The organism is Xanthomonas euroxanthea, from assembly GCF_903989455.1.
GTDB lineage: Bacteria > Pseudomonadota > Gammaproteobacteria > Xanthomonadales > Xanthomonadaceae > Xanthomonas > Xanthomonas euroxanthea.
This window is the reverse complement of the sequence record NZ_LR861803.1, coordinates 307956-334745: the sequence shown is the minus strand read 5'-3', so window position 1 is coordinate 334745 and position 26790 is coordinate 307956. Positions and strand designations below refer to the sequence as shown.

Below are 26790 nucleotides of genomic sequence, written 5' to 3'. Positions count from 1 at the left end.
GCGTCGCCACGTAGCGGCGCATCTGCATGCCACACCGAAGATGCAAGCCCGCAGCCGTTCGCATCCAGACAACGAACGACGGATGTCGACAGCGTAATCCAGCCCGCCATCAACGCTCCCAGTGCGGAAACGGATCGTCCAGCAGCTGCCACTGCGCCGGGCCCTGGCGCAGTTCGTGGTCGCTGAGCAGGCAGGCATCCAGCGCAGCGCGCGTGCGTGGCGCATCCATGTCCACGCCGATCACCGCCAGCTCCTGGCGGCGGTCGCCCCACAACGGGTGCCACAACCGCTGCATCGCGGCGTATTCGCCGGCATCGCCTACTTCGTGCAGGCGCGGCAGTGGCGCGGTCCAGCATTGCGTCTGCTGACGCTGCCAGCCGATATCGGTATACGGCAGTGGCGTGATGCTGGTCTGCAGCGGCTCGCCGATGGCGTGCGCATCCACCCGGTGGCGTGCGGCGAACCAGAAGCCGGCTGCATTGGTCTGGGTCGCGCCGCCGACGCTGGACAATTCGCCGACCCAATCCATGCGGCTGGCCAGCCAGAAAAAGCCCTTGCTGCGAATCACCTGCGGCAGCCCGCGCTGCACCATGCGCGCAAAGCGCTGCGGATGGAACGGCCGGCGTGCGCGATAGACGAAACTGCTGATGCCGTATTCCTCGGTCTCCGGCGTGTGCTGGCCGCGCAGTTCCTGCATCCAGCCCGGTGCCAGCTGCGCACGGGTGAAATCGAAGCGGCCGGTATCGAGCAACTGTTCCAGCGGTACCTGGCCCTGCACGGCGTCCACGATCGCCGCCTCGCGATTGAGCGCACGCAACACCGCGCGCAGGCGTTGCAGCTGCCGTGCGTCGATCTGGTCGCACTTGCTGATCACCAGCACGTCGGCGAACTCCACCTGTTCGCCCAGCAACTGCACCAGCCCGCGGGTATCGTCCGGGCCGGCCTGCTGGCCGAGCTCGGCCAGCGTGGCGGCCGAGCCGAAATCCTGCAGGAAGCGGCTGCCGTCCACCACCGTCACCATGGTGTCGAGCCGGGCGATGTCGGCCAGGCTGAAGCCGTCGGCATCGCGCACCGCAAAGGTGGCCGCCACCGGCATCGGTTCGGCAATGCCGGTCGATTCGATCAGCAGATAGTCGTAGCGCTTCTGCTCGGCCAGCCGCCGCACTTCCTGCAGCAGATCATCGCGCAACGTGCAGCAGATGCAGCCATTGCTGAATTCCACCAGCGTCTCTTCGGTGCGTCGCAAGGCCGCACCGCCATCGCGCACCAGTTGCGCGTCGATGTTGATCTCGCTCATGTCGTTGACGATCACCGCCACGCGCAGGCCGGCGCGGTTGTGCAGGAGGCGATTGAGCAAGGTGGTCTTGCCTGCGCCAAGAAAGCCGGACAACACGGTGACGGGGAGGCGTGGATCGCGCTTGGGGGACAGGGACATCCTGAGAGCCTGGCTGAAGTGAAGTGTTACTATATAACACTTACTCGACAGGACCCCGCTCCATGCGCGTTACCGCTTCTGTGCTGGACAACTCGGCCATCGCTCTTTCCAGTTTGTGCCTGCTGCACTGCCTGGCGCTGCCACTGTTGGCCGCCGCGCTGCCGCTGCTGGGCGCGTGGAGCCGGGCCGAATGGGTGCATGTGGTGTTCGCCGCGGCAGCCGTGCCGCTGAGCGGTTATGCGCTATGGAGCAGCCATCGCCGGCATGCACTGCCAGCGCCGGTATGGGCACTGGCGGTCTTCGGGCTGGCCGGTCTGGTCCTGGGCGCAAGCGGCGTGGCCGGCGCGGCGCTGGAAACCCCGGTCACGGTGACCGGCAGTCTGCTGCTGGCCAGCACGCACCTGGTCAATCTGCGGCTACGTCGCCGGCATGGAAAGTGCGCGCGCTAGGAGCACGGCCACCACCGGCGCTGCTACAGCGAAAAGCCCAGCAACACCGGGTCGTGGTCGGAACTGCGCCACGGGCCGGGCAGGTTGCGCTTGGCGTAGCCGGCGTCGTCGCTGGCATCGGCGTTGATATGCCATTCCACCGCGCCGCGCAGCTGCTTGGCCATCGCCGGGCTCAACAACGCATGATCCAGCCGTCCGCTCATGCCGTCGTAGACGTAGCTGTAGGGCTGCTTCACGCCGGCCACCGCGAAGGCGTCCTGCCAGCCGCTGGCACGCAGGCTGCGCATCGGGGTTTCCATGGCGTAGGCGTTGAAGTCACCCAGCAGCACGGCCAGTTTGGTCTGCGCGCCGGTGGGGTCGGTCTGCAGCCACTGGTGCAGGCGCTTGGCCGACTCGGTACGGGTGGCGTTCCAGCATGCCTGGCCATCGCGCTGGTCGGCGTCGGCGCCGCTGGCGCTGCCGCAACCCTTGGACTTGAAGTGGTTGGCGACCACCACGAAGGTCGCCCCGCGGGTGCTGCGGAAGGCTTGCGCCAGCGGCACCCGGCTATGGCTGTCGAACGGGCCGCCGGTCAGCGTGGCCGGCTTGCCGACCGGGGTGACCTGGGAACTGCGATACACGATGCCGACCCGGATGTCGTCATCGCCCGGGCCGCTGCCGGTGTCCACGAACTGCCAGTCCTTGTCGGTGCCGGCCGCGTTGAGCGCGGCGACCAGTTGCGCCACGGCCGCATCGGCGCCATTGCCGTCGTTTTCCAGCTCCATCAACGCGGCCACATCGGCGCGCAACGGCACGATGGTGGACACCAGCTTGGTCAGCTGGGCCTGGAACTGCTCATGCGTGCGCGCACCGCGCTTGGTCGGGAAGCCGCCGCCGCGGCCATTGCCGTTGAAGAAGTTCTCCAGATTGAACGAGGCGATCCGCAGATCGCCACCCACCTGCGGCGCCACCGCGGTCGGCATGGCCGGCAGCGTCAACGGGGTCAGCACCTGGATGCGGTAGTTGCCGTCATAGCGCTGGTCGACGATGCCATCGACCGACTTGAGCAGGCTGCCGGTGCGCAGCGCCGGATCGGCCGGCAGATAGGCCACCGTCTTGGGGCTGCGGCCGTTGCGTGCATCGTCCAGCACCACCCGGCGACGGGCGTTGTCGGCCTCCACCTGCGCAAAGGCCGGGGTGCCGGCGGCGGCCACTTCGCTGGGCTGCCACAGCCGCCCGCCGAATGCGGCGACCAGCTCGCCGTCGGTGTCCAGACGGTCGCTGCCGTTGAGCGTCAGCGCGGCAATGCGGACGTGCTCGCCCTCCAGCGCTTCCCAGCTGGCAGGCGGCCCGCTGAGCATGCGCACCGGGACCGGCTGGCCGCTGGCGAGCCGCTCGATGCTGCTGGCATCCAGCGTGGTCAGACTCGCCTCGCCACCTGCCGACACCTCGCGCACCGTGCCGACGATGCGCACGCGGTCGCCCACCGCCACCTCGGCACTGCCGGCGCCGGTGACGAACAACCCATGCGAGCGCCGCGGCTCGAAGCCCGGCTGCTGCACGAACAGCCCGCCCAGGCCGACGCGCGTATCGGCGGTGACGATGCCCTCCACGTCGACCACACGGCCGTCGTGGGGGCTACGGGTGTCTTCGCCCTGGACGTCGGCGATGGACAGACGTTGCGGCGCGCCGTCGGCGGCACTGCCCAGCAGTGGCACCAACAGACCGATCACACCGAGCACAACCAGCGAGCAACGCGACATCGACACACTCCGGAAAGACCTGGACCACCTGCACGCGACGCCCCGAAGGCGGCGCGTGAGAACCGTGACAGGCTAGCAAAACGTTGCAAGTGGCGACCAGCTGCTGCGTGGATGACGTGGCCGGTGCACAGCCGGCAATTGCGGCATTCCCCTCAAGCAACGGCGCTGAGGCGGTCGCGCAAGGCTGGCGTCGTCGTGCAAGCACGTCGCGCAGCGAGCGCAAACGCGCGCGCAATGCCTGCCGCCTATAAAAAAAGCGTGCTCCCGTGCGCGCAGGCCTCGCGGTTGCCAGTCGACGCCCCCGCGCACGGCATGCGGCCACCTGGCCACACACCGACTGCCGTGTCAGCCACGTGTTCCAGTCGCTTGCTGCTTTAGAGGCCTACTTCAGATTGCTCAGCATCCAGTCGACCGTGGCCCGCACCTGCTCTTCGGTCAGCGCCGGGTTGCCGCCCTTGGGCGGCATGATGCCGCCATCCGGACCGGTGTAGCCCTCGATCGCGTGCTTGTACAAGGTGTCCTTGCCCTGGGCGATGCGCGCGTCCCAATGCGCATGGTCCAGCGTCGGCGCCTTGCCCACGCCGGTGGTGTGGCAGGCCGTGCACAGGTTGTCGAAGATGGTCTTGCCGTCGGTGCTGCCACCGTAGGCGGACTGCGAGGCGGCCTTGGCCAGCGCTGCGGCCTGGGCCGCGGCCTGTGCGGACGCACCGGTGGTGCCGGCATAGACCGCGCCGGCCGGGGCGATGCGTTGCTGCACGCGTTTGGCCGCGGTGGGCGAGACTTCGTCGGGAATGGCGCGTTGCAAATAGGCTGCCAGGGCAATCAGGCCCAGGGTGATCACCACCAGTAGTCCGATCACCATCGAGAATTTCTTCAGGAACTCGAGGTCGTAATTCCGCACGCGCTCACCCCTGGCTGTTGGTCGAAGACCTCTGCTAGCGCCGGAGTATAGAGCACAGTTCGCGCCCGTCTGGCCACTGTGCATGACAGTTATTCCTGCGGTGTGCGCTGCGCCCTGGCGCGCTATGGGTGTTGCAGGCACGTCGGTCTGCGCAGCCCGATGAATTGCCGCAATGCCGCATGACACGTTGGTCTCGCCGATGGGAATTGCGTATCATTCCCATCAATCCACGGTGACGCGGTTCTCGCCTCGCCCGGTCCCGCCTACGAGGAGTCGCCGCGATGAAGTCCTTCCTGCTGTCCTGCCTGGCCTTGGCCAGCATCAGCCTGTCTGCCCAGGCCCACGAGATCTGGATCGAGCGCGACGGCAGCGGCCCGGTGCGCATCTACTTCGGCGAGCCGGCGCAGGACACCCTCGACCATGGCGAAGACGAGATCAAGCGCGTGGTCAAGCCGACCGTGTTCGGCACGGCCGGCAAGGCCGGCGCCCTGCAGCGCGGCAGCGCGTTCCTCACCGCGCCGCTGTCCGGCAGCGGCGATGCGTGGCTGAGCGACGACGGCGTGTTCGAGCCGTGGAAGGGCGAAGCCGGCAGCTTCGAGACGGTGAGCTACTACGCACGCGCCGGGCGCGCCACGCCGTCGGCCAAGCTCGATTTCGAGCTGGTGCCCACCGCTGCCAACAGCAATACGCTGACCGTGCTCTATCGCAACAAGCCGCTGCCCAAGGTCGAGGTGACGGTGATCGACCCGCAGAAGTGGCAGAAGACGCTGACCTCCGATGCCAACGGCCAGGTGACCCTGCCCAAGCTGCGCGCCGGCCGGCACATCCTGGTCGCCACCAACAAGGAGCCGGTGAAGCGTGAGATCGCCGGCAAGCAGGTGGCGATGATCCACCACATCAGCACGTTGACCTTCCTGGCCGAGTAAGCCGGCCACACGCGCCGCCGATCCGATGGCTACCGCACCGTCCCTGCCGCTTCCCTGGTTCAGGCGCCCCTGGCTGGGCGTGCTTGCACGCACGCTGGCGGCGATGTTTGGCGGCTATGCGCTCGCCAGCGCCACCAATCTGCTGCTGGCGCTGGTGTTGCCGCTGCCACGCAGCGAAGCGGTGCTGACCAGCATGCTGGTCGGCATCGTGGTGTGTGCCTGCGCGCCGCTATGGGCCTTCGCCACCGCCAGCGTGTGGCGCGCCTGGGCCGGCATCGCCGTGCCGGCGGCGCTGATGTTCGCACTGGCCGCATGGCTGCAACGGGGCGTGACATGAAGCAGGGATTCCGCCAGTCGATGGCGTGGCTGCACACCTGGACCGGGCTGCTGGTCGGCTGGGTGTTGCTGTTGATCTTCATGGGCGGCACGGCGAGTTATTACCGCGACGAAATCAGCCGCTGGATGCGCCCGGAACTGCCCACCACCACGGTGAGCAGCGCGACCGCGCTGCGCAGTGCCGAGCAGTATCTGCAGACGCATGCCGCCGATGCGCAGAGCTGGAACATCACCTTGCCGGACGCGCGCAATCCGGTGGTCAGCATGTACTGGCAAAACCCCGCGCCAACCGATGGCAAACCGGCCAGTCGCCGCGAGATGTACGGCAACGCCATCATCGACCCGGCCACCGGCAAGGAGATCGCCGCGCGCGACACCCTGGGCGGCGAATTCTTCTACCGGCTGCATTTCGATCTGCATTATCTGCCGGTGATGTGGTCGCGCTATATCGTGGGTTTCTGCGCGATGTTCATGCTGGTGGCGATCATCAGCGGCGTGATCACGCACAAGAAGATCTTCAAGGATTTCTTCACCTTCCGCCCGGGCAAGGGCCTGCGCTCGTGGCTGGATTTCCACAACGTCAGCGCCGTGACCGCATTGCCGTACCACGCGATGATCACCTACACCGGCATCGTGACCTTGATGTTCATGTACCTGCCGTGGGGCATCAAGGCGCAGTACCCGGACAACGAAATGCGGTTCTACGAAGAATCCGCCAACCGGGTCGCCGATACGCGACAAGCGTCTGGTACCCCGGCGCACATGCTGCCGCTGGAGCAATTCGTGGCGCGTGCGCGCAGCCACTGGCGCGGTGGTGAGGTCGGCAACGTGGCGGTGTCGCTGCCCAACGATGCGCACGCAGCGGTCGGCGTCACCCAGGTGTCCGATCGTCTGTCCACCAATGCGCCATCGATCCTGTTCGATGCGGTCAGCGGCCAGCGCCTGCAGCACAGCGGGCCACCGGGTGGCGCCAGCCAGACGCGCGGGGTGATGGTGGGCCTGCATATCGCCCACTTCGCCGGGCCGTGGATGCGCGCGCTGTTCTTCGGCTCCGGCTTGCTCGGTTGCCTGATGGTAGCCAGCGGCGTGGTGATGTGGGCGGTGAAGGAACGCCCCAAACACCTGAAGGCCGGGCGCATCGGTTTCGGGCTGCGGCTGGTGGATGCGCTCAACATCGGCACGGTCGCCGGCTTGCCGATCGCCTTCGCCAGTTTCTTCTGGGCCAACCGGGTGTTGCCGGTGAGCCTGGAGGCGCGCGCGGCGATGGAGGCCAACCTGTTCTTTGCCGCATGGGCCGCTGCATTGCTGGCGGCGTTCGTGTGGCCACGGCGCGCGATGTGGAGCTGGCAGCTGTATCTGGGCGCGGCCTTGTTCGCCTTGGTGCCGGTGGTCAATGCGATCACCACCGATGTGCATCTGGGCGTGACGCTGCCGGCCGGGCAATGGATGTTGGCCGGGGTCGATCTGGTCTGCCTGTTCCTTGGCATGTCGCTGGGCGTGGCGGGCTGGCGCCTGCAGCAGTGGAAGGCACCGCAAGCCGCATCGGCGCGACGCGCGCGCGCCACTACCGCCGCGCCTGCGCAGGGCAGCGTGCCGCTGCAGGAAAGCGCATGAGCGTGTGGCTGCTGCTGGCGCTGAATTTTTCCGGATTCGCCGCGCTGTGCCTGGCGATGGACAAGCATCAGCAGGAAGTCACGGGTCGCACGCTGGGCGCGGCGCGCTCGCGGCAACTGCGCGTGCTGGGCTGGCTGCTGGTGCTGCTCACCTTCGGCCTGGCGGTACACGCACAAGGCTGGGGCGTCGGCCCGGTGCTGTGGCTGGGCACATTGACCGGCGCTGCCGCGTTGCTGTCGCTGTGGTTGCTGCCGTATCGGCGTGGATTGATCCTGCCCACGGCAGTGGCCGCGCCGCTGCTGGCGGGTGCGCTGCAGCTGTTGGTGGGGTGAAGGACGTCCGTCGCTACGCCACGATCGGCGGATCGCCCCAGCTGCGCCCATCGCGCGGCAGGCGACCGTCGTCGAGCACGCGCAACACGTGTTCGGGCTGCAGCATGTCCATGAACAGCACCACGTTGATGCCGTCCGGCAGCGCCATGCTGGGAAAGATCACGCCAGGAATCTGCGCCTCGCGCAGCAGGTCGCCGAGCACCCAGCTGACCGGTTCGATCTTGTTGACCAGCGCCTTGCGCCAGTCCTCGGTCCAGTCGGCCCAGAGCGGATCCCAGCTCGCATCGAGCAGGCGCAGATCGGCCAGCGCCGGCAGGTCGGCGGCATAACTGACCAAGGTCAATGGCGGCAGGAACAGCGCCGCTTGCGCGTATTCGGCGGCGGCGGTCTCCAGTTGCAGCGATAAATACAGGGCCGGCTGTCCAAAGCGATTGAAGCGCCCGCCCGAGCGTGCCGCACCGGCGCCGCTCAACGGTTCGGCAGCCCAGCGCGGCGTGAAGGCGCGATACAGCGTGCAGTGCGCCGGAGCGCTCAGCTTCAACCGGCGGCCCCCGCGGCAACGGTGCGCAGATAGGTCAGCGCATCATCGGTGCGGCCCTGTTTGACCACTTCCAGCAGGGTGGCGAACTCGAACGCCGGAATCGGGGTGTTCTTGAGATGGAACACCACCTGGCGTTCGTCCGGCTGGACTTGCGTCATCGCCACCAGCAGGCGCGACAGGTTGCGCAGCAGGTCCTGTACGCGCGGGCTTTCCGGATGCACGCGCAGGCTGTTGCGATGCACACCGGCCAGCTCGGCCAGTTCCTGCTGCGACAGATCCAGCAGGCCGGCCATGGCCGAGGGCGACAGGATGGTGCGATCCGGCACGCGCAGGCGTTCGGTCAGGGCCAGGGGATTGAGAACGGCGACCATTGCAGGACTCCGGCAGGGCGAGTGCACAGTATATGCACAGTTATCTGCCTCGGCACAGCCCAGCAGCACGCCCGGTCAGTGCACTGTCAGACCGCCGGCTGCCGCGCGCCCACCGCGCGCAGGCAGAACCCGCAGATCGCCTCGACCAGCTGCTCGCCCTGCTGCGGATCGCTGCGACTGGGGGCGATCGGTCCCACCAGGGCCTCGGTGAAGGCGCCGACGATGCACGCCGCTGCCGCGTCCAGCGACTGCTGCGGGAACTCGCCGGCCGCCACGCCTTCGGCGAGCAACTGGCGGAACACCTCGCCGAACAGGCGTCGGCCACGGATGCGCTCGGCATCCACCTCGCTTTCCACCGGCTCGGCAATGAAGGCGTACGCCAGCGCGGGACCGGCCAGGGCCCGCCGCACGAACGTGGCGATCGCAGTGCGCAGGCGCTCGGCAGCACTGGCCTGGGTGGTCGCGATGGCGCGCAGGATGGTCATCTCGCGCTGCACCGCTTCGTTGAGAACTTCCACGAAAAGCTCGGCCTTGGACGGGAAATGACGATAGATCTGCCCGGTGGACACGCCGGCGGCAGCGGCCACGGCGGTCACCGGCGCGTTGCGGTAGCCGCCTTCGGCGATCAGGGCGCGGGCCGCGTGCAGGATGCGTTCGCGGTTGCCGGCTAGGCGTTCTTCCATCAGGGCGGAGCGTCGATAAGCCATGGTGTGATTCTTGGTTCAATAGTTGAATTTTAGTTCACTTTTTTACTGCAGACCGCTAGGCTGCGCACAAGCGCCGTGCGGCCTGCCCGCTCCCACCCGGCACATCCCGATCCCTGCGGAGTCGCTCCATGCACGTGCCGTCCCTGAATTTTGCGCTTGGCGAAGACATCGATCTGCTGCGCGAAAGCGTGGCGGCCTTTGCCAGCCACCATATTGCCCCGCTCGCGGCCGCGGCCGATCAGGACAATGTCTTTCCCGCCCAGCTGTGGCGCCTGTTCGGCGAACAAGGCCTGCTCGGGCTGACCGTGGAGGAAGAGTACGGCGGCAGCGGCATGGGCTACCTGGCGCATGTGGTGGCGATGGAGGAAATCTCGCGGGCCGGCGGGGCGATCGGCCTGTCGTACGGCGCGCATTCCAACCTGTGCCTCAACCAGCTGCGCAAGAACGCAACGCCCGAGCAGAAACAGCGCTACCTGCCCAGGCTGTGCACCGGCGAGCACGTCGGGGCACTGGCGATGAGCGAGGCCGGCGCCGGCTCGGATGTGGTGTCGATGAAGCTGCGCGCCGATGCGCGCGGCGACCGCTATGTGCTCAACGGCAGCAAGATGTGGATCACCAACGGCCCGGACGCCGATGTGCTGGTGGTGTACGCCAAGACCGACCCGGAGGCCGGCGCACGCGGTATCACCGCCTTCATCGTCGAAAAAGGGATGAAGGGATTCTCCACCGCGCAGAAACTCGACAAGCTGGGCATGCGCGGCTCCAACACCTGCGAGCTGGTGTTCAGCGACTGCGAAGTGCCGGCCGAGAACGTGCTGGGCACGCTCAACGGTGGCGTGCGTGTGCTGATGTCGGGCCTGGATTTCGAGCGTGTGGTGCTGGCCGGCGGCCCGTTGGGCCTGATGGCCGCCGCGATGGATGTGGTGCTGCCGTACGCGCACGAGCGCAAGCAGTTCGGCGCGCCGATCGGCACCTTCCAGTTGATGCAGGCGAAGCTGGCCGACATGTACGTCGGGCTCAACGCCTGCCGCGCCTATGTGTATGCAGTGGCGCGCGCCTGCGACGCGGGGCTGACCACGCGCCAGGATGCGGCCGGTGCGATTCTCTACGCCGCCGAAAAAGCCACCTGGCTCACCGGCCAGGCGATCCAGGTGCTGGGCGGCAACGGCTACATCAACGACTACCCCACCGGGCGCCTGTGGCGCGATGCCAAGCTGTACGAAATCGGTGCGGGCACCTCGGAGATCCGACGCATGCTGATCGGCCGCGAGCTGTTCGAACGCACCGCCTGACGGAGCCACCATGAGCGTGATCACCAGCCAGCTGCAGGCCAGCGGCGAAAGCTTCCAACATAACGCTGCGGCCATGCGCACGGTGATCGAGGATCTGCGCCGCACGCTGGCGCAGACCGCGCTGGGCGGCAGCGATGCCGCGCGTGCCAAGCACACCGCACGCGGCAAGTTGCTGGTGCGCGAGCGCATCGATGCCTTGCTGGATCCGGGCAGCGCCTTGCTGGAAATCGCGCCCCTGGCGGCACACGGCATGTACGACGATCAGGTGCCATGCGCCGGTGTGGTGGCCGGCATCGGACGGGTGTCCGGGGTGGAATGCGTGATCGTGGCCAACGATGCCACCGTCAAGGGCGGTACCTATTACCCGATGACGGTGAAGAAGCATCTGCGTGCGCAGGAAATCGCCCAGCAGAACCGCTTGCCGTGCATCTACCTGGTCGATTCCGGCGGCGCGTTCCTGCCGTTGCAGGATGAAGTGTTTCCCGACCGCGACCACTTCGGGCGCATCTTCTACAACCAGGCCAATCTTTCGGCCAACGGCATTCCGCAGATCGCCTGCGTGATGGGCTCGTGCACCGCTGGCGGTGCGTACGTGCCGGCGATGAGCGATGAAACGGTGATCGTGCGCGAGCAAGGCACCATCTTCCTCGGCGGTCCGCCACTGGTCAAAGCGGCCACCGGCGAAGAAGTCAGTGCCGAAGAACTCGGCGGTGCGGATGTGCATACGCGCATCTCCGGCGTGGCCGATCACTTCGCGGACAACGACCTGCAGGCCCTGGCACGCGTGCGCGCCATCATCGCCCGGCTCAACTGGCGCAAGCCGGCGGCATCGCTGGCCCTGCAGGCACCGCTGCCGCCGCGCTATGCGGCCGACGAACTATATGGCGTGATTCCCGCCGATACGCGCAAGCCCTTCGATGTGCGCGAAGTGATCGCCCGCATCGTTGACGACTCGCAGCTGGACGAATTCAAGCCGCGTTATGGCAGCACCCTGGTCACCGGCTTTGCGCATCTGCATGGCTACCCGGTCGGCATCATCGCCAACAACGGCATCCTGTTTTCCGAGTCCGCGCTCAAGGGCGCGCACTTCATCGAGCTGTGCACGCAGCGCGGCATTCCGCTGGTGTTCCTGCAGAACATCACCGGCTTCATGGTCGGGCGCAAATACGAACATGGCGGCATCGCCAAGGACGGCGCCAAGCTGGTGATGGCGGTGGCCTGCGCCAAGGTTCCCAAGTTCACCGTGGTGATCGGCGGCTCGTTCGGTGCCGGCAATTACGGCATGTGCGGCCGTGCGTACTCGCCGAACTTCCTGTGGATGTGGCCGAATGCGCGCATCGGTGTGATGGGCGGGGAACAGGCCGCCAGCGTATTGGCCACCGTGCGCCGCGACGGTATCGAAGCCAAGGGTGGCGCCTGGTCGGGCGAGGAGGAGGATGCGTTCAAGGCACCGATCCGTGCCCAGTTCGAGCAGCAGGGCCATCCGTATTACGCCAGCGCGCGCCTGTGGGACGACGGCATCATCGACCCGGCCGACACCCGTCGCGTGCTGGGACTGGGGCTGTCGGCCGCGTTGAATGCACCGATCGAGCCGACACGCTTCGGCGTGTTCCGGATGTGAGGTGGTGATGCCCGCTTGCATGTGCGGCTCTTCATTGCCAGGCACTGCGCGTGCACCTGCACGCAGGGTGCCGCGTGTTGCCTGGAGCAGTGCATGAGTGCGCGCACGTTACCTGCTCCAAGCAGTGAGTTGCGTTCGCGCAGTGCGGCGTCGGCCATCGCACTGTGTCCCGCGTACTCCGTGCAGCCGTTTTTCCATCGCAGTGCCCGCCGCCCTGGCGGGGTGCAGAGACCCTTGCCATGACCCAGCGCGATTCCACCGCCGCAGCAAGACAGCCGTATTTCGACAAGGTCCTGATCGCCAATCGCGGCGAGATCGCCTGCCGCGTCATCGCCACCTGCCGCAAGCTCGGCATCGCAACGGTGGCGGTGTACTCGGATGCCGACCGTGATGCGCGGCATGTGCGGCTGGCCGATGAAGCAATCCATATCGGTGCCGCACCGGCGCAGCAGAGTTATCTGCGTGGCGATGCGATCCTGGATGCGGCACGCAGGAGCGGCGCACAGGCAATCCATCCCGGCTATGGATTTCTGTCGGAAAACGCAGCATTTGCCGATGCCTGTGCGCAGGCCGGCATGGTGTTTATCGGCCCGCCGGCGGCAGCCATCCGCGCGATGGGCGACAAGAGCGCGGCCAAGGCGCTGATGCAACGCGCCGGCGTGCCGCTGACGCCGGGCTACCACGGCCACGAACAGGCGTCGGCCTTCCTGCGTGCACAGGCCGATGCGATCGGCTATCCGGTGTTGATCAAGGCCAGCGCCGGCGGCGGCGGCAAGGGCATGCGCCGGGTGGATGCGAGCGCGGCATTCGAAGACGCATTGGCCAGCTGCCAGCGCGAGGCGCAGTCGGCATTCGGCAATGCGCAGGTGCTGGTGGAAAAGTACGTCGAGCGGCCGCGCCATATCGAGATTCAGGTCTTTGGCGATACCCGGGGCGAGGTCGTCTATCTGTTCGAACGCGATTGCTCGGTGCAGCGCCGGCACCAGAAAGTGCTGGAAGAAGCGCCCGCCCCCGGCATGAGCGAACAACGTCGCGCCGCCATGGGCAAGGCGGCCGTGGATGCCGCACGCGCGGTGGGTTATGTCGGCGCCGGCACGGTGGAGTTCATTGCCGGCCCGGATGGCGATTTCTATTTCATGGAAATGAACACCCGGCTGCAGGTCGAGCACCCGGTGACCGAGTTGATCACCGGCACCGATCTGGTCGAGTGGCAATTGCGTGTTGCCGCGGGCGAACCGCTGCCGCTGCGTCAGCAGGAACTGCGCATCCATGGACATGCGCTGGAAGCGCGCCTGTATGCCGAAGATGCCGACCGCGGCTTCCTGCCTTCCACCGGCACGCTGCACCAGTTGCAGTTTCCCGCAGCAAGCGCGCATGTACGTATCGATGCCGGCGTGGAGCAAGGCGACAGCATCAGTCCGTACTACGACCCGATGATTGCCAAGCTGATCGTGTGGGATGTGGATCGCCCCGCCGCACTGGCACGCATGCGCCAGGCGCTGGCGCAGTTCCATGCGGTGGGTGTCACCACCAACAGCGCGTTCCTTGCGCGCCTGATCGACACGGCGTCGTTTGCGTCGGCCGATCTGGATACCGCACTGATCGAACGCGAGCAGGCAGTGCTGTTTCCCGATGCGGTGAGTCCGGCCACTGCCTGGTGGTGCCTGGCAGCGGCGTTGATCGCCGAAGCGTTGCCGAAGGCCGCCGCCGATCCCGCCGACCCGTTTTCGCCCTGGCAGCACACCGATGGTTGGCGCATCGGCGCGCATGCGGCGCACACCATGACACTGGAAGCCGCAGGCGAGCGCCGCCAGTTCGGCGTGCGCCCGCTTGGCGATGGCTGGCAGGTGACGTGCGCGGGCCATACCCACACGCTGCGCTACCACGTACAGGACGGGGCACTGCGCGTGGAAATGGATGGCCGGCAATGGCGCATGCAGGCCCTGCGCGACGGCAATGCACTCACATTGCGCGATGCCACGCAGCGGGCAAGCTTCCGCCACCATGACGCACTGCTCGAAGCCGATCAGCCCGCGCACGACGCCGGCGGCCTGACCGCACCGATGCCGGGCCGCATCGTGTCGCTGGTCGCCCCCGCAGGGCAGCCGGTCACCCGCGGGCAGGCCCTGGTGGTGCTCGAAGCGATGAAGATGGAGCACACCCTGCACGCGCCCAGCGACGGCACGGTGGCGGCGTACCTGGTGGCGGAAGGCGAACTGGTCGCCGAGGGTGTCGCGTTGGTGGAATTCGTGTTCGCGTCTGCGTAGCGGCGCCTCGCAGCGTGACCAACGGCACGTCCACAGGGACGGAGCTTGGCTCTAGCGTGAGGAAAGCGGCTGGAATGGCCGCGCTCACGACCGGAGACCTCCATGCAACGCCTGCTTCTTGTTTCCAGCATGCTGCTCGCGCTGTCTGCCTGCAGCGATAAAACCGCGCCCGCCACCGACAAGGCCGCCACGCCGGCCCCGGCTGCTGCGGCGGTACCCGCGGCACCGCCCGAACTGATCACCCGCGATGCGCTGTTCGGCAACCCGGAGCGGGCGAACGTGAGCATCAGCCCGGACGGCAAGTACCTCAGCTGGGTCGCGCCGCTGGACGGTGTGCTCAATGTCTGGGTCGCCCCAGTGGATGCACCGGACCAGGCACGCGCGATCACCAAGGACACCGCACGCGGCATCCGCAATTATTTCTGGACCTATCAACCCAACACGCTGCTGTACCTACGCGACAACGGCGGCGATGAAGACTTCCATCTGTTCTCGGTGAATCTGAGCGATGGCAGCAACAGAGACCTCACCCCGTTCAAGAAGACCAACGCCGAGGTGTACCGCGTCAGCGCGCAGCATCCCGACTCGATCATGGTCGGCATGAACGACCGCGACCCCAAATGGCATGACCTGTATCGGGTGGACCTGGCTTCGGGCAAGCGCAGCTTGGTGCAGCAGAACACCGACAGCCTGGATTCCTACCTGCTCGATGGCAACTACCAGCTGCGCTATGCCACGCGTGCCACCGACGATGCGGGCAGGGAGCTGCTGGTGCCGGACGGCAGGCGCTGGAAGAGCGTGGACCGCATCCCGTTCGAGGATGTCACCAACACCTCGCCCGACGGCCTCACCGACGACGGCAAGACGCTGTACATGCAGGATTCGCGCAATCGCGACACCGCAGCGCTGTATGCCATCGACACTGCCAGCAACGCCCGCACGCTGCTGTTCGAAAACCAGCGCACCGATGTCGGCGCCACCTTGAACGACCCCAGGACCGGCGTGGTGCAGGCCGTGTCCACCGACTACCTGCGCGAGGAGTGGACGGCGCTGGACAACGGCATTGCTGCCGACCTAAACAAGCTCAAGTCACTCGGCAGCGGCGATGCCAGCGTTGCCGCACGCACGCTCGACGATCGCATCTGGATCGTGGGGTATTCGGCGGCGGAAACACCGCTGACCTACTACCGCTACGACCGTGCAGACGGCGGCAAGCTGACCAAGTTGTTCTCCGCCCGCCCCGCGCTCGACGGCAAGCCGCTGGTGCCGATGTGGCCGCAGGAACTGACCGCCCGCGACGGCCTCAAGCTGGTCAGCTATCTCACCCTGCCCGCCGAGGCCGATGCCAATCACGACGGCAAGGCCGACAAGCCGGTGCCGCTGGTGCTGTTCGTGCATGGCGGCCCGTGGTTGCGCGACAGCTACGGCTACGGGCCGTATGAGCAATGGCTGGCCAATCGCGGCTATGCGGTGCTGGCGGTGAACTTCCGCGGCTCCACCGGCTTCGGCAAGGCCTTCACCAACGCCGGCAACGGCGAGTGGGCCGCCAAGATGCACGACGACCTGCTCGACGCGGTGCAATGGGCGGTCAAGCAAGGAGTGACCAGGCCCGAGGACGTGGCGATCATGGGCGGCAGCTACGGCGGCTACGCCACGCTGGTCGGCCTGACCTTTACCCCGGACGCGTTCAAGTGCGGCGTGGACATCGTCGGCCCGGCCAACCTCAACACCCTGCTCGGCACCGTGCCGCCGTACTGGGCCAGCTTCTACAAGCAGCTGACCAAACGCATGGGCGACCCGGCCACCGACGCCGGCAAGCAGTGGCTGACCGACCGCTCACCGCTCACCCATGTCGACAAGATCAGCAAGCCGCTGCTGATCGGCCAGGGTGCCAACGACCCGCGCGTCAAGCAGGCCGAGAGCGACCAGATCGTCAACGCGATGAAGGCCAAGAACATTCCGGTCACCTACGTGCTGTTCCCCGACGAAGGCCACGGCTTCCGGCGCCCGGAAAACAGCAAGGCCTTCAACGCGGTGACCGAGGGGTTCCTGGGCCAGTGCCTGGGCGGCCGGGTGCAACCGATCGGCAACGACCTGGCCGGCTCCAGCATCACCGTGCCGGAAGGCGCCGACAAGGTGAACGGCCTGAGCGAAGCGTTGAAGACGCATACGCAGGCGATTCGGCGGTAGGTCTGCGGACGTAGCGCCACCCACCAAGGATGCGTTGGCGTCGCATTGGCATCTGCAGGTATTGTCGGGGGACCGGCGGCCTGGTCGCCGGTCATTGACTCAAAAGCCTTTCAAGCACCAGGAGATGGCTAATTCAACAGCGCGAATCTCCTGCGCTGAGCTATCGCTGATCGAATTGATTGGAATCGCTTATTCCACTCCAGATCGCACCAGCTGGGTCCAGTTCTGTTGTGACCATGGTTTGGGCGCGCCAACCAAAGCCACAGACAGCTAGAACACCTTGCGATATTGGGTCCAGCCCCAGAGCGCGCTCAAGATGTTTTTCGTTGACGGCGCCGGTGATGAACGCACCTAGGCCAAGATCCGTAGCCGCGAGGTAGAGCGTCTGCGAGAGGTGACCAGCTTCCAATGCGACCACCCGATACCCTTTGGCATGTTGCCGGTATTTCCAGAAGGTTCTATCGAAACGCGGAACCAGCGCAATCAGAACGTGCGCATCCGCAAACCAGTGCTGTTGCCCGACAGCCTGCATGACGAAATCATCGGAGCATTCAACTCCTGCGACAAGCTCGAGTGCATGAACATCTGCACGATAGTGATAAACGCCTGGTGCCAAGCCGTCCACGCACCTGACCAGAATGTAAGCCTCGATCGGATGCAAGCCACCGCCAGACGGGACGTTTTTCTTCAAGAAGACCAGATCGTCGCCGACTTGCACCTGACCCTGTGCGGCAAAGACCCGCTGCAGCATGTGGGAAAACATCTGGAGAGGCACGGCTTTGCGCTGATCAAAATTACGACAGGTGACCCGACGCCCCAGCAGATCGTCGAAATCGTTCCGGGGCATCAATGGCAAGCCGATCAATGCTTGGTCATCAACGGTTCGCTGAACCTCCGCAGGCGCGGGGCCGAGGACACGACGCATTTCCACAGCCGTTTCAGTTCCAGAGTCCCGTGTGTTCTTGACCGCATCCACGCCGTCCCAACGCGTAAAAGCGTGTAATACGGCTGCAAGCGGATGCCAGTGCGATGCTCTGAAGCGTTCATCGCTCTTGGCAAAGAACGTGTCTGGTGCTCGCTCATCCAGAACCAGACCTTCGCCGATCAATCCCTCCAGTGTTTCATGGTCAAGATGCGATCGGTCCGTCCAACGCGAGGGGCTGAGTTCGCCCAATAACCGGCGCTGGCCTTCCGTCACTGCCACTGGCTCATCGAGATGGGGGGCTAGCGCAAACCACTCCATGACATGCTGCAGCCCATTGCCTCCCTGCAGAAGACTCTCCAACGTATAAAACACGGTTTCCCGTGGCTCCAGCATGACAACTGCACAACGTCTGACCCGCATCGGCTTCTCCAGCGACATGAAATGCACCTTACGCAGGTGTACCTGCGGTAGCTATAGCGTCTAACAGCCACCTAAACTTGAGTCCGTTGCACGTTAGCCCTCAAGCCAACAACGTTGAAGCCGCTATGTGATACTTCACCCACCTGAAAAATTAAAAGATGCCGACGCTGAAGCTTGATCCTGCAGTTGCAAGCAAATTGATCGACCTGCTGTCCACGGATGACACCTTCCGCGCCTTATTCGTCTCCGACACGGTGGTAGCGTTACAACTGGTCGGGCACGTCGCCGCACCTGAAGACAACCTTGAGGCCTTTGTGCGCGATTGCACAAGCACCATCCAGCTTGCCGACAAGGAGGTGATCGCGAGCGCCCGTGAGCAAATCAACACCATGCTTACGTCAGGAACCTCACATATCGTTCCTCAACTGGATGCCGGCTATGACGGCGATCGAACTCTCAAGTAATTCGACGGCTTTGCGGCACAGGTAGCAGGGTCAGCCCTGCGCCTCCGCGATCCAGGAGGCTTCCGCAGCTTTCAGGTCCACTACATTGAGCGATTGCAAGCAATATCCACATTCGATTTCCGCGTAGGCCAGTCCCCGGCGCTGCTGCATCCAGTCGTTTTGAATGCGCGCATCTTCATTACGATGCGCTAGTCGTGCCGCACGCATTGCGGTTGCCCGTGTCTGGAAGCGCGATACCGAATCCAGATAGGGCGTAAGCAATTGAAATGCATCGTCCGGCTTCCGGTTTGCCAGCAGAATCTCGGCATCCACCACTGCACCCAGTTCGACAATCAAGCGGTTTGCATAGGCCAGCGGCGCTGCTTTGACCTGTTGCCGAACCTTCGCCGCACTTGCTAGGTCTCCCGCGCGCGCCATTACTAGCGCTGCAGCTAGGGCAGTGGACAGATTGTCTATGGTATCGATTGGCACATCTTTGCTTACGTCGTGCAGCGCAAGCCGTGCACCTTCTCTGGCTACCTCTACAGCTTTTAGGCGCTGCCCCGACGCCAGCAATGCAGTCGCCAGGGGCACGTAGTAATTGATGCGGTCGGTCCCTTGCCTTGTCAGGCCTGCGTCTACTCCGGCTTGTGCGTGCGCAATTGCGCCACTCAGGTCACCTTCGTCCAGAGCGATAGTCGCTCGAGTGATGCCGGCATGAAAATTGGTCGTCTCAACTTTTTTAAGCGCGATGCGCGCATTGGAAAAATCACGCTTGGCTGCGGCTACGGCGGCTTGGCGGAGCAACGCGCCATTCCACCCAGCGTTCACTGCTTGCGCCACGGCCTGATCGGCTTGATCGTATTGCCCCAGAGCAAGCAGGATGCGTCCATACATATCGAGGGATATGCTGGAGAGGTCGTACTTGCTCTGTGTGGACATCCGCGCATGAGGCAATGCCTCCGTAAATCGGTTTGCAACGAATAGATCCATCGCTGCATTGGCTTGAGCTGGCGCGTAGTCCGGATACAGCTCTGCCATCTGAACCCAGGAATCGGCTGCCTGCGCCGGGTCAAGAAGCTGTACTCCCCAGCTCTTAACGTAAAGAGCTTCACGCGGTGGAAGCCTGGATTTGAATTTTTCAGCAACCCTCAGTGTTTCAGTCGCCTGCCTGTAGTCGACATTGGCAAAGTGAGCACGCACTTGTCCCAGCCAAGCCAATGCAAAGTGAGGGTCTATCTCTACTGCTTTCTGAAAGAAATCCAATGCAGCGGCGTATTTCCCTTCCGAGTAACGCTTTTGCCCAAGCGCATACGCGCGCAGCGCGTCCAGACTGGAGGTTGTTACATCCGGCAAAGCGGGGCTATTGTTGCGAATGCTCTCACGGTTTTCGCCGAGCTGATTCCTTAATTCGCCGGTAACCTTGTCAACTGCAGCAAGAATAGAAGGATTGGAACCAAAAGCAGTGCTTACTGCGACTGTTTGCTGTGTCTTCGGGTCAACGACTTCCACAACAAAACGGGTGCGTCCATCAACGTAGCCAACCGAAGGAAGCAGCACCGCACGTGCGCCACTGCGAAGTGCAACGTCTGAGGCGTTCTTGCGATCCAAAGGCTCCTTGTAAGGATCCTTGCGCATCAGCGCCAGCAGTTTCAGCGTTCTATCCTCACTAAGCACATTGACGTAGCGTGATTGTTCCAGACTGATCCGAAACGCCTGATCCAGCGAGCTCTCCAGCATGACGTCGCCGGTAAGGTTGCGCACCGCTCCCACAACCACCCAATCCCGCTCAGCGAACGCAATCGCAGGCTGCGGCCGCGCAAATAGCCAGACAGCAAAACTAATTCCGAGGACCACTCCTAACTCTGCGACTAGTGCCGCCGGCCGCCGCCACAGCGGAACATCGCGCCAGGCCTTCGCCGAATTCTTCGGCGTGCGCAATGGCGTCAGGCCGACTTCGCCGACTTCATAAATCTCCATTGGCGTGGGGACGCCCTTGAAGCGCCAGCGGCCGTGGGATTTCCACAGGATGCGTTCGCCGCGGTCGCCCAGTTCGCGTGCGGCGCGGTGGGTCAATGACTCGGCCACCGCCGACAACAGGATCTGCCCGGGCCGCGCCATCGACATCAGGCGTGCGGCGGTGGGCTTGGCCAGGCCTTCGACTTCCAGCGGTTTGGCACCGATGCTCACCGCTTCGTCGCTGTTGCGCCAGGTCAGCACTTCGCCGACGTGCAGGCCCTGGCGGGCGCACAGCGTCAGCGCGCGGGCATCGCCCATCGCCTTGAGGCCGCGCGCGTAGTCCAGCGCAAAGCCCAGGCCGTCGATGGGGCGATCAAACAGCAACAGCAATCCGTCCGAACGATCGATCAGGCGGCCACGCCACTGCTGCTGCAGTTTGACCACCAGCCGATCATGCTCGCGAAACAGCGCGGCGGCGGCGTTGTCACCGATGCGCTCGACCAGCGCGGTCGAATCGCACAGGTCGGTCAACAACAAGGTACGCAAGCGCGGTGCCTGGATCGCTTCCGACGACGCATCCTTGCGTGCGTGGGCGCGGGCGCTCATTGCTCAGCGATTGTCCGACGTGGTGGCGTTGCCGGATGGCGGCGTGAGGCCCGACGCCAGCGTGTCATGCATGCACAGCACGTTGCCGCCCTGTCGCTTGGCCTCGTACAACGCGCTGTCGGCCAGCGTGTACCAATCGTTCCATGCCGCGTCGGGGTCGATCATGCACAGGCCCAGGCTGACCGAGCAGCCCTGCTCGCTCTGGCCATTGCACAGGCGCGCTTCCACCGCGCGCACGATGCATTCGCCGATGTGGTGCAGCAGCTCCTGGGTGCCTTGCGCGACCAGCACACAGAATTCATCGCCGCCGAGCCGGCAGGCGAGGTCGCCGTCGGCGATCACCGAACGCAGCGCATGGGCGACGTTCTGCAGCACGCGGTCGCCGGCCAGGTGGCCGAACTCGTCGTTGATGCGCTTGAAACGGTCGCAATCGATCAGGATCAGGCCAACGCCGGGCACGTTGCCGGCGCGTCGGCATTCCTGCAGATGCAGGGCGAGCCCGCGGCGGTTGTGCAGGCCGGTGAGTTCGTCGGTGCGGCTGAGTTCTTCGGTGTGGTTGAGCTGGTGCGAGGTGACGTAGAGATTGTCCAGCGCCGCTTCCAGATCGTGGTTGCGGCGGCGCAGCTGGCGGATCAGCAGTTGCTCGTTGTTGACCACGCGCACGATGGAGCGGCGCAGAAAATGCGCCACCATCGATGGGTCGTGGTCGACCAGGCGCTGGAAGTCCTCGTGCGCCAGCTCGATCAGGCGGGTGTCGGTGGATGCCGTGGCGCCGGCACTGCGCGCATGGTCGCCGATCAGCAGGCCAAGTTCGCCGAAGAATTCGCCCGGGCCCAGGTGCTTGAGCATCAGGTCTTCGCCGAAATCCAGATCGATCTGGCCGCTGACCACGATGAACATCTGCGTGCCCACCGCCCCGCGCTCGAACAGCGCCTGGCCGGCCGCCAACTCACGGGCACGCCCGAAGCGTGCGAAAAACGCCAGCTCCTGGGCAGTCATCAGCGCATGCAGCCCGTCCGACAGCGTCTTTGCAACGCTCCCCGTCGGCTCTACGGCGCCGGCAGTGTTATGGCACGTCATCCAAATCCCTTAGACCGACCTGCAGCGCCGGCCTGCCCTGGCATCGTACAGCAGCGTTTTGTTCAGTACCAGGTCACACTCGTTCTCACAGCGCTCGAGACGAAATGACGGGTATCGGCAACAAAAATGGGCTCGGTTCTCCGAGCCCATCCCCCTCCCGGCAGCGGCCTGCCGGCCATCTGTGACAAGACCACGAGCGATGCGGGCGCCGTTTCGCGGTGCTGGTACGGGCCTGCCGGTGGGCGTCGGCCGCACGCTCCGAACCACCCCGCGGCCGCCGGGCGACCGCCCCGTCGCCCCATGCGCTGCCTTAGGCCGCCTTTTCGCCGTGAAACTGCTCTTCCTCGGTCGAGCCACGCAGCGCGGTGGTGGACGACTGACCCTGCTGGATCGCCTGCGTCACCGCGTCGAAGTAGCCGGTGCCCACCTCGCGCTGATGCTTGACCGCGGTAAAGCCCATCTCGGCCGCCGCGAACTCGGCCTGCTGCAACTCGACGAAGGCGCTCATCTGGCGGCGGGCATAGCCGTGCGCCAGGTTGAACATGCCGTAGTTCAGGGCGTGGAAACCGGCCAGGGTGATGAACTGGAATTTATAGCCATAGCTCGCCAGCTCGGTCTGGAACCTGGCGATGGTGGCGTCGTCCAGGTTCTTCTTCCAGTTGAAGCTCGGCGAGCAGTTGTAGGCCAGCAATTTGCCGGGGAACCTGGCGTGGATGGCTTGCGCGAAGGCACGGGCAAATTCCAGGTCCGGTTTGCCGGTCTCGCACCAGATCAGGTCCGCGTACGGCGCATAGGCCAGCCCGCGGCTGATCGCCTGATCCAGCCCGTTGCGGGTCTTGAAGAAGCCTTCGACGGTGCGCTGGCCGGTGGTGAAGGGCTGGTCGTTGGCATCCACGTCGCTGGTGATCAGATCCGCGGCTTCGGCATCGGTGCGTGCAATCAGCAGCGTGGGCACGCCCAGCACATCGGCGGCCAGACGCGCGGCATTCAACTTTTCGATCGCCTCGCGGGTGGGCACCAGCACCTTGCCGCCCATGTGGCCGCACTTCTTCACCGATGCCAGTTGATCTTCGAAGTGCACGCCGGCCGCGCCGGCTTCGATCATCGCCTTCATCAGCTCGAAGGCGTTGAGCACGCCGCCGAAGCCGGCTTCGGCGTCGGCCACGATCGGCTGCAGGAAGTCGATGTCATCGTTGCCCTCGGCGTGATGCAGTTGATCGGCCCGCAACAAGGTGTTGTTGATGCGCTTGACCACCGCCGGCACCGAGTCGGCCGGATACAGCGACTGGTCCGGGTACATCTGCCCGGCCAGGTTCGCATCGGCGGCGACCTGCCAGCCGGACAGGTAGATCGCCTTCAAGCCGGCCTTGACCTGCTGCATCGCCTGGTTGCCGGTCAATGCACCCAATGCATTGACGAACGGCGTGGCGTGCAACGCGTTCCACAACTTGTCCGCGCCCAGCCGTGCCAGCGAATGCTCGACATGCACGGTGCCGCGCAAGCGCACCACATCGGCGGCGGTGTAGTTGCGGGTGATGCCGGCCCAGCGCGGATTGCTGGCCCAGTCGTGCTGGATCTGTTCGGCGGTCTGCAGTGTGCTGCTCATGGTGCGTTCTCCTGGCAGGAATACGACGGATGCAACGAGGAAGGACGGTGCGTCACGGCGCGCGTGAGGCATGGCAAGGCCGTCGTTGCGCATGGGCGCAACGGGCGGTGTGGTGCATTACGTGGACGGATTGCAGCGACAGCGCGCGGACGCCGGCGTGTCGCTGCCGCGTTGGCTCACTCGATCAGGCGGTATGCCGGCACGGTGAGGAAGTCGGCCAGCGCATCGGCACGGCTGAGTGTGTCCAGCAATGCAATGGCGTCGTCGATGCGCGCGGCGCCCGGCAGTGCATCGGTCGCGCCCAGGCGCGCCGGCAGCGCACGCAACGTGGCCTGCAACAAGGGCTGGTCGATCGCGGTGCCGTCGTCCAGATGCTGGCCGTGATGCAACCACTGCCACAGCTGCGCGCGGCTGATCTCGGCAGTGGCGGCGTCTTCCATCAGGTTGTGGATCGGCACGCATCCATTGCCGTCCAGCCAGGCGGCCAGATAACGCACGCAGACTTCGACATTGCCCTCGAAACCGGCGCGGGTGATGGTGCCCGGCGAGGGCGCGATCAGCATGTCGCGCGTCACCTGCACGTCGTTGCGCAGGACATGCTGCTGATGCGCGGTGGGCATGTGCTCGTCGAAGATCTTCATCGCCACCGGAATCAACGCCGGATGCGCCACCCAGGTGCCATCGTGGCCGGCGCTGACCTCGCGCAGCTTGTCGGCACGCACCCGTGCCATCGCCTGCTCGTTGGCGGCCTCGTCGTGATTGATCGGAATCTGCGCGGCCATGCCGCCCATCGCATGTGCGCCGCGGCGATGGCAGGTCTTGATCAGCAGTTCCGAATACGCCTTCAGGAATGGCTGGGTCATGGTGACCTGGCCACGTTCGGGCAGCACGCGGTCGCGATGCGCGCGGAAGGTCTTCAGGTACGAAAAGATGTAGTCCCAGCGCCCGCAGTTGAGCCCGACGATGCGCTCGCGCAGCGCGTGCAGGATCTCGTCCATCTCGAACACCGCCGGCAGCGTCTCGATCAGCACGGTCACCTTGATCTGGCCATGCGGCAGGCCGAGCATGGCTTCGATATGCGCCAGCGCGGTCTCCCACAGCGCGGCCTCTTCCATGCTCTGCAGCTTGGGCAGATACAGATACGGGCCGCGATCCCTGGCCAGCAGCGCGCGGGCGTTATGGAAGGCGAACACCGCCGCGTCGAACAGCCCCCCGGCCAGCGGCTGGCCATCGATGAGCACGTGCTTCTCATCCAGATGCCAGCCACGCGGGCGCACGATCAGCACTGCGCGCTCGGCTTCCGGGCGCAGCGCGTAGTGCTTGCCGTTGGGCGCATCGAAGCTGAGATCGCCACGCACCGCAGCGGCCAGCGTGCGCTGGCCGGCCAGCAGGTTGCGCCAGGTCGGCGCGGTGGAATCCTCGAAGTCGGCCATGAACACCTTGGCGCCGGAATTGAGCGCGTTGATGACCATCTTCGGATCGGTTGGGCCGGTGATTTCCACCCGGCGGTCCTGCAGCGCCGCCGGTAGCGCGGCCACGCGCCAGTCGCCATCGCGGATGGCGCGGGTGTCGGGGCGGAAGTCCGGCAACTGGCCGGCATCGAACTCGGCCTGGCGGACGCGCCGCTGTGCCAGGCGCTGCTGGCGGCCGGGCTCGATGGCCCGGTGCAGCGACACCAGCAGGGCCAGCGCAGCGGCCGGCAGGAGGTCGGCCTGGCCTGCGACCTGCGTGGTCAGCGACAGACCGGGCGTGGCGCGTTCGGTGGGACGTGGGGCAAAAGCGGTGGCAGACATGTCGGGAGTCCTTGTGCATCCGGACCTGCACCGTGCGCCGCATGCAACTATTTGACAAAGCAGTTTTATCAATGCTGTAAATAAGGCAGGCTTATACAGCGTCGTTGCAGGCATCCAGATGGCGCCAACTCCGCGATTTTCCTACAAATCCGACCGGCTCAAGCCGCTGCGTGCGTTCTGCCAGACAGTGCGCCTTGGCTCTGTCTCACGGGCGGCTGAGGCGCTTTATGTGAGCCAGCCAGCTGTCACCTTGCAGCTGCAGGCGCTGGAACGCGACCTGGGCGTGGCCTTGTTCGAGCGCTCGGGGCGACGCATGGCACCCAGCCGCGAGGGCCAGCTGCTCTACGACATGGCGCTGCCGCTGGTGGAGAGCCTGGACGGGCTGGAGGCCAGCTTCCGCGAAAAGGTGCGTGGCCTGGATGCCGGCGAACTCAATATCGCCGCCAACAGTTCCACCATCCTGTACCTGCTGCCGCGCATCGTGGCGAAGTTCCGCGCGCGCCACCCGGACGTGCGCCTGACCCTGCACAACGCCATCAGCGCCGACGGCACCGACCTGCTGCGCGAAGATGCAGTGGACCTGGCGATCGGCTCGATGCTGGACGTGCCGGCCGACCTCAATTACGCGCCGGTGTATCGCTTCGAACAATTGCTGATCACCCCGCACGACCACCCGTTGGCCGGCACGCCCACGGTCACGCTGCAGGACCTGTCGCCGTATCCGCTGATCCTGCCGCCGCGCCGGCAGGTGACCTATCGGCTGGTCGACCTGGTCTTCCAGCAGGCGCGCGTGCCCTACACCGTGGCACTGGAAGTGGGCGGCTGGGAGGTGATCAAGCAATACGTGGCGATGGGCATGGGCATCTCCATCGTCACCGCGATCTGCGTCACCGAGGCCGACCGCGACACACTGGCCACCCGCTCGCTGAAGGATTACTTCCCCACCCGCAGTTATGGCGTGGTGGTGCGCAAGGGCAAGTATCTGTCGCCGCAGGCACGCGCCTTTATCGAGCTGATCCAGCCGGATCTGTTTCCCCCGCGCGGGTATGACGAAAGTGGTGACTCGGAGCGGTGAGTCTTGTGACTGCTGCAGGCGTGGGTTCGCATGGCGCCTGAGCTTGCTCGCCATGCGCTGCGTCTGAGGTCACCATGCGCTCTTCATCGGCGATGCAGTGTGCGGTACGCGGTACGCGGTACGCCATTGAAAGCGTTGCTTGATCAAGCCATGCGAGCG

At 65.4% G+C, this 26790-nt stretch carries 22 protein-coding genes; 11 read left to right on the top strand and 11 right to left on the bottom strand.

Translation table 11 applies throughout. From position 1 onward, the window contains the following. Window positions 1-109 precede the first annotated feature (109 nt). Window positions 110-1435: a GTP-binding protein gene (locus tag H7A86_RS01385; protein WP_119130193.1), complete on the bottom strand. Its 1326-nt coding sequence runs from the start codon at window positions 1433-1435 to the stop codon at window positions 110-112. 62 nt (window positions 1436-1497) lie between these two features. On the opposite strand from H7A86_RS01385, the gene H7A86_RS01380 reads away from it, so the two are divergent. Beyond that, the gene (locus H7A86_RS01380; protein ID WP_115675662.1) at window positions 1498-1884 is read left to right on the top strand and encodes a MerC family mercury resistance protein; all 387 of its coding nucleotides are present in this window, start codon (window positions 1498-1500) and stop codon (window positions 1882-1884) included. 23 nt (window positions 1885-1907) lie between these two features. Here the strand turns inward: H7A86_RS01380 and H7A86_RS01375 are convergent, their stop codons facing one another. Together H7A86_RS01375 and H7A86_RS01370 are read right to left on the bottom strand one after the other, a co-directional pair. After that, window positions 1908-3626, bottom strand: a complete 1719-nt coding sequence (locus H7A86_RS01375) for an ExeM/NucH family extracellular endonuclease (protein ID WP_119130191.1) — start codon at window positions 3624-3626, stop codon at window positions 1908-1910. A gap of 382 nt (window positions 3627-4008) precedes the next feature. Next, window positions 4009-4527, bottom strand: a complete 519-nt coding sequence (locus tag H7A86_RS01370; RefSeq protein WP_016902056.1) for a c-type cytochrome — start codon at window positions 4525-4527, stop codon at window positions 4009-4011. A gap of 281 nt (window positions 4528-4808) precedes the next feature. Here H7A86_RS01370 and H7A86_RS01365 point away from each other — a divergent pair, with 281 nt between their 5' ends. The 4 genes from H7A86_RS01365 to H7A86_RS01350 are packed head-to-tail and all read left to right on the top strand — an operon-like array spanning window position 4809 to window position 7735. Beyond that, window positions 4809-5453 (top strand): DUF4198 domain-containing protein, encoded by a 645-nt coding sequence (locus H7A86_RS01365; RefSeq protein WP_119130189.1) that lies wholly within the window; start codon window positions 4809-4811, stop codon window positions 5451-5453. Window positions 5454-5478: 25 nt separating this feature from the next. Next, on the top strand, window positions 5479-5790 hold the full coding sequence (locus H7A86_RS01360) for a DUF3649 domain-containing protein (protein WP_119130187.1): 312 nt from the start codon (window positions 5479-5481) through the stop codon (window positions 5788-5790). Beyond that, window positions 5787-7403, top strand: coding sequence for a PepSY-associated TM helix domain-containing protein (locus H7A86_RS01355; RefSeq protein WP_115675659.1), 1617 nt, complete (start codon window positions 5787-5789; stop codon window positions 7401-7403). The genes H7A86_RS01360 and H7A86_RS01355 overlap by 4 nt, the downstream gene beginning before the upstream one ends. Continuing rightward, window positions 7400-7735: a DUF3325 domain-containing protein gene (locus H7A86_RS01350; protein WP_119129309.1), complete on the top strand. Its 336-nt coding sequence runs from the start codon at window positions 7400-7402 to the stop codon at window positions 7733-7735. Before H7A86_RS01355 ends, H7A86_RS01350 begins: the two co-directional genes overlap by 4 nt. 13 nt (window positions 7736-7748) lie before the next feature. Here H7A86_RS01350 and H7A86_RS01345 read toward each other — a convergent pair whose 3' ends face one another. From H7A86_RS01345 to H7A86_RS01335, 3 genes are all read right to left on the bottom strand, one after another. Then, window positions 7749-8276: an RES family NAD+ phosphorylase gene (locus H7A86_RS01345; protein WP_119130185.1), complete on the bottom strand. Its 528-nt coding sequence runs from the start codon at window positions 8274-8276 to the stop codon at window positions 7749-7751. After that, a complete protein-coding gene (locus tag H7A86_RS01340; RefSeq protein ID WP_010370465.1) occupies window positions 8273-8647 on the bottom strand; it encodes a hypothetical protein in 375 nt (124 codons plus the stop codon). Before H7A86_RS01340 ends, H7A86_RS01345 begins: the two co-directional genes overlap by 4 nt. A gap of 86 nt (window positions 8648-8733) precedes the next feature. Beyond that, complete coding sequence (locus H7A86_RS01335) at window positions 8734-9354, bottom strand: TetR/AcrR family transcriptional regulator (protein WP_119129307.1); 621 nt, start codon at window positions 9352-9354, stop codon at window positions 8734-8736. Window positions 9355-9482: 128 nt separating this feature from the next. On the opposite strand from H7A86_RS01335, the gene H7A86_RS01330 reads away from it, so the two are divergent. The 4 genes from H7A86_RS01330 (at window position 9483) to H7A86_RS01315 (ending at window position 16724) form a co-directional block, all read left to right on the top strand. Then, window positions 9483-10646: an isovaleryl-CoA dehydrogenase gene (locus tag H7A86_RS01330; RefSeq protein ID WP_119130184.1), complete on the top strand. Its 1164-nt coding sequence runs from the start codon at window positions 9483-9485 to the stop codon at window positions 10644-10646. A gap of 10 nt (window positions 10647-10656) precedes the next feature. After that, a complete protein-coding gene (locus H7A86_RS01325; protein WP_104649597.1) occupies window positions 10657-12267 on the top strand; it encodes a carboxyl transferase domain-containing protein in 1611 nt (536 codons plus the stop codon). Between the two features lie 239 nt (window positions 12268-12506). Next, window positions 12507-14534: an acetyl/propionyl/methylcrotonyl-CoA carboxylase subunit alpha gene (locus tag H7A86_RS01320; protein ID WP_119130182.1), complete on the top strand. Its 2028-nt coding sequence runs from the start codon at window positions 12507-12509 to the stop codon at window positions 14532-14534. A 102-nt stretch (window positions 14535-14636) separates the two neighbouring features. Beyond that, window positions 14637-16724 carry a S9 family peptidase gene (locus H7A86_RS01315; RefSeq protein WP_119130180.1) on the top strand — a complete coding sequence of 696 codons (2088 nt, stop codon included), beginning with the start codon at window positions 14637-14639 and terminating at the stop codon, window positions 16722-16724. A 160-nt stretch (window positions 16725-16884) separates the two neighbouring features. Here the strand turns inward: H7A86_RS01315 and H7A86_RS01310 are convergent, their stop codons facing one another. Continuing rightward, window positions 16885-18069 (bottom strand): putative peptide maturation dehydrogenase, encoded by a 1185-nt coding sequence (locus tag H7A86_RS01310; protein ID WP_119130625.1) that lies wholly within the window; start codon window positions 18067-18069, stop codon window positions 16885-16887. Between the two features lie 158 nt (window positions 18070-18227). Here H7A86_RS01310 and H7A86_RS01305 point away from each other — a divergent pair, with 158 nt between their 5' ends. Continuing rightward, entirely contained in the window at window positions 18228-18533 is a 306-nt protein-coding gene (locus H7A86_RS01305; RefSeq protein WP_104649602.1) for an NHLP-related RiPP peptide, read from the top strand. Window positions 18534-18563: 30 nt separating this feature from the next. Here H7A86_RS01305 and H7A86_RS01300 read toward each other — a convergent pair whose 3' ends face one another. The 4 genes from H7A86_RS01300 to aceB all read right to left on the bottom strand — a co-directional run bounded on the left by H7A86_RS01300 (window position 18564) and on the right by aceB (window position 25556). After that, window positions 18564-21077 (bottom strand): putative peptide modification system cyclase, encoded by a 2514-nt coding sequence (locus tag H7A86_RS01300; RefSeq protein WP_119130178.1) that lies wholly within the window; start codon window positions 21075-21077, stop codon window positions 18564-18566. 3 nt (window positions 21078-21080) lie between these two features. Beyond that, complete coding sequence (locus H7A86_RS01295) at window positions 21081-22157, bottom strand: GGDEF domain-containing protein (RefSeq protein ID WP_104583948.1); 1077 nt, start codon at window positions 22155-22157, stop codon at window positions 21081-21083. 310 nt (window positions 22158-22467) lie between these two features. Beyond that, window positions 22468-23763: an isocitrate lyase gene (gene aceA / locus H7A86_RS01290; RefSeq protein ID WP_016902041.1), complete on the bottom strand. Its 1296-nt coding sequence runs from the start codon at window positions 23761-23763 to the stop codon at window positions 22468-22470. A gap of 176 nt (window positions 23764-23939) precedes the next feature. Beyond that, window positions 23940-25556 carry a malate synthase A gene (aceB, locus tag H7A86_RS01285; RefSeq protein ID WP_119130176.1) on the bottom strand — a complete coding sequence of 539 codons (1617 nt, stop codon included), beginning with the start codon at window positions 25554-25556 and terminating at the stop codon, window positions 23940-23942. 118 nt (window positions 25557-25674) lie between these two features. On the opposite strand from aceB, the gene H7A86_RS01280 reads away from it, so the two are divergent. Beyond that, window positions 25675-26631: a LysR family transcriptional regulator gene (locus H7A86_RS01280; protein ID WP_119129299.1), complete on the top strand. Its 957-nt coding sequence runs from the start codon at window positions 25675-25677 to the stop codon at window positions 26629-26631. Window positions 26632-26790 lie beyond the last annotated feature (159 nt).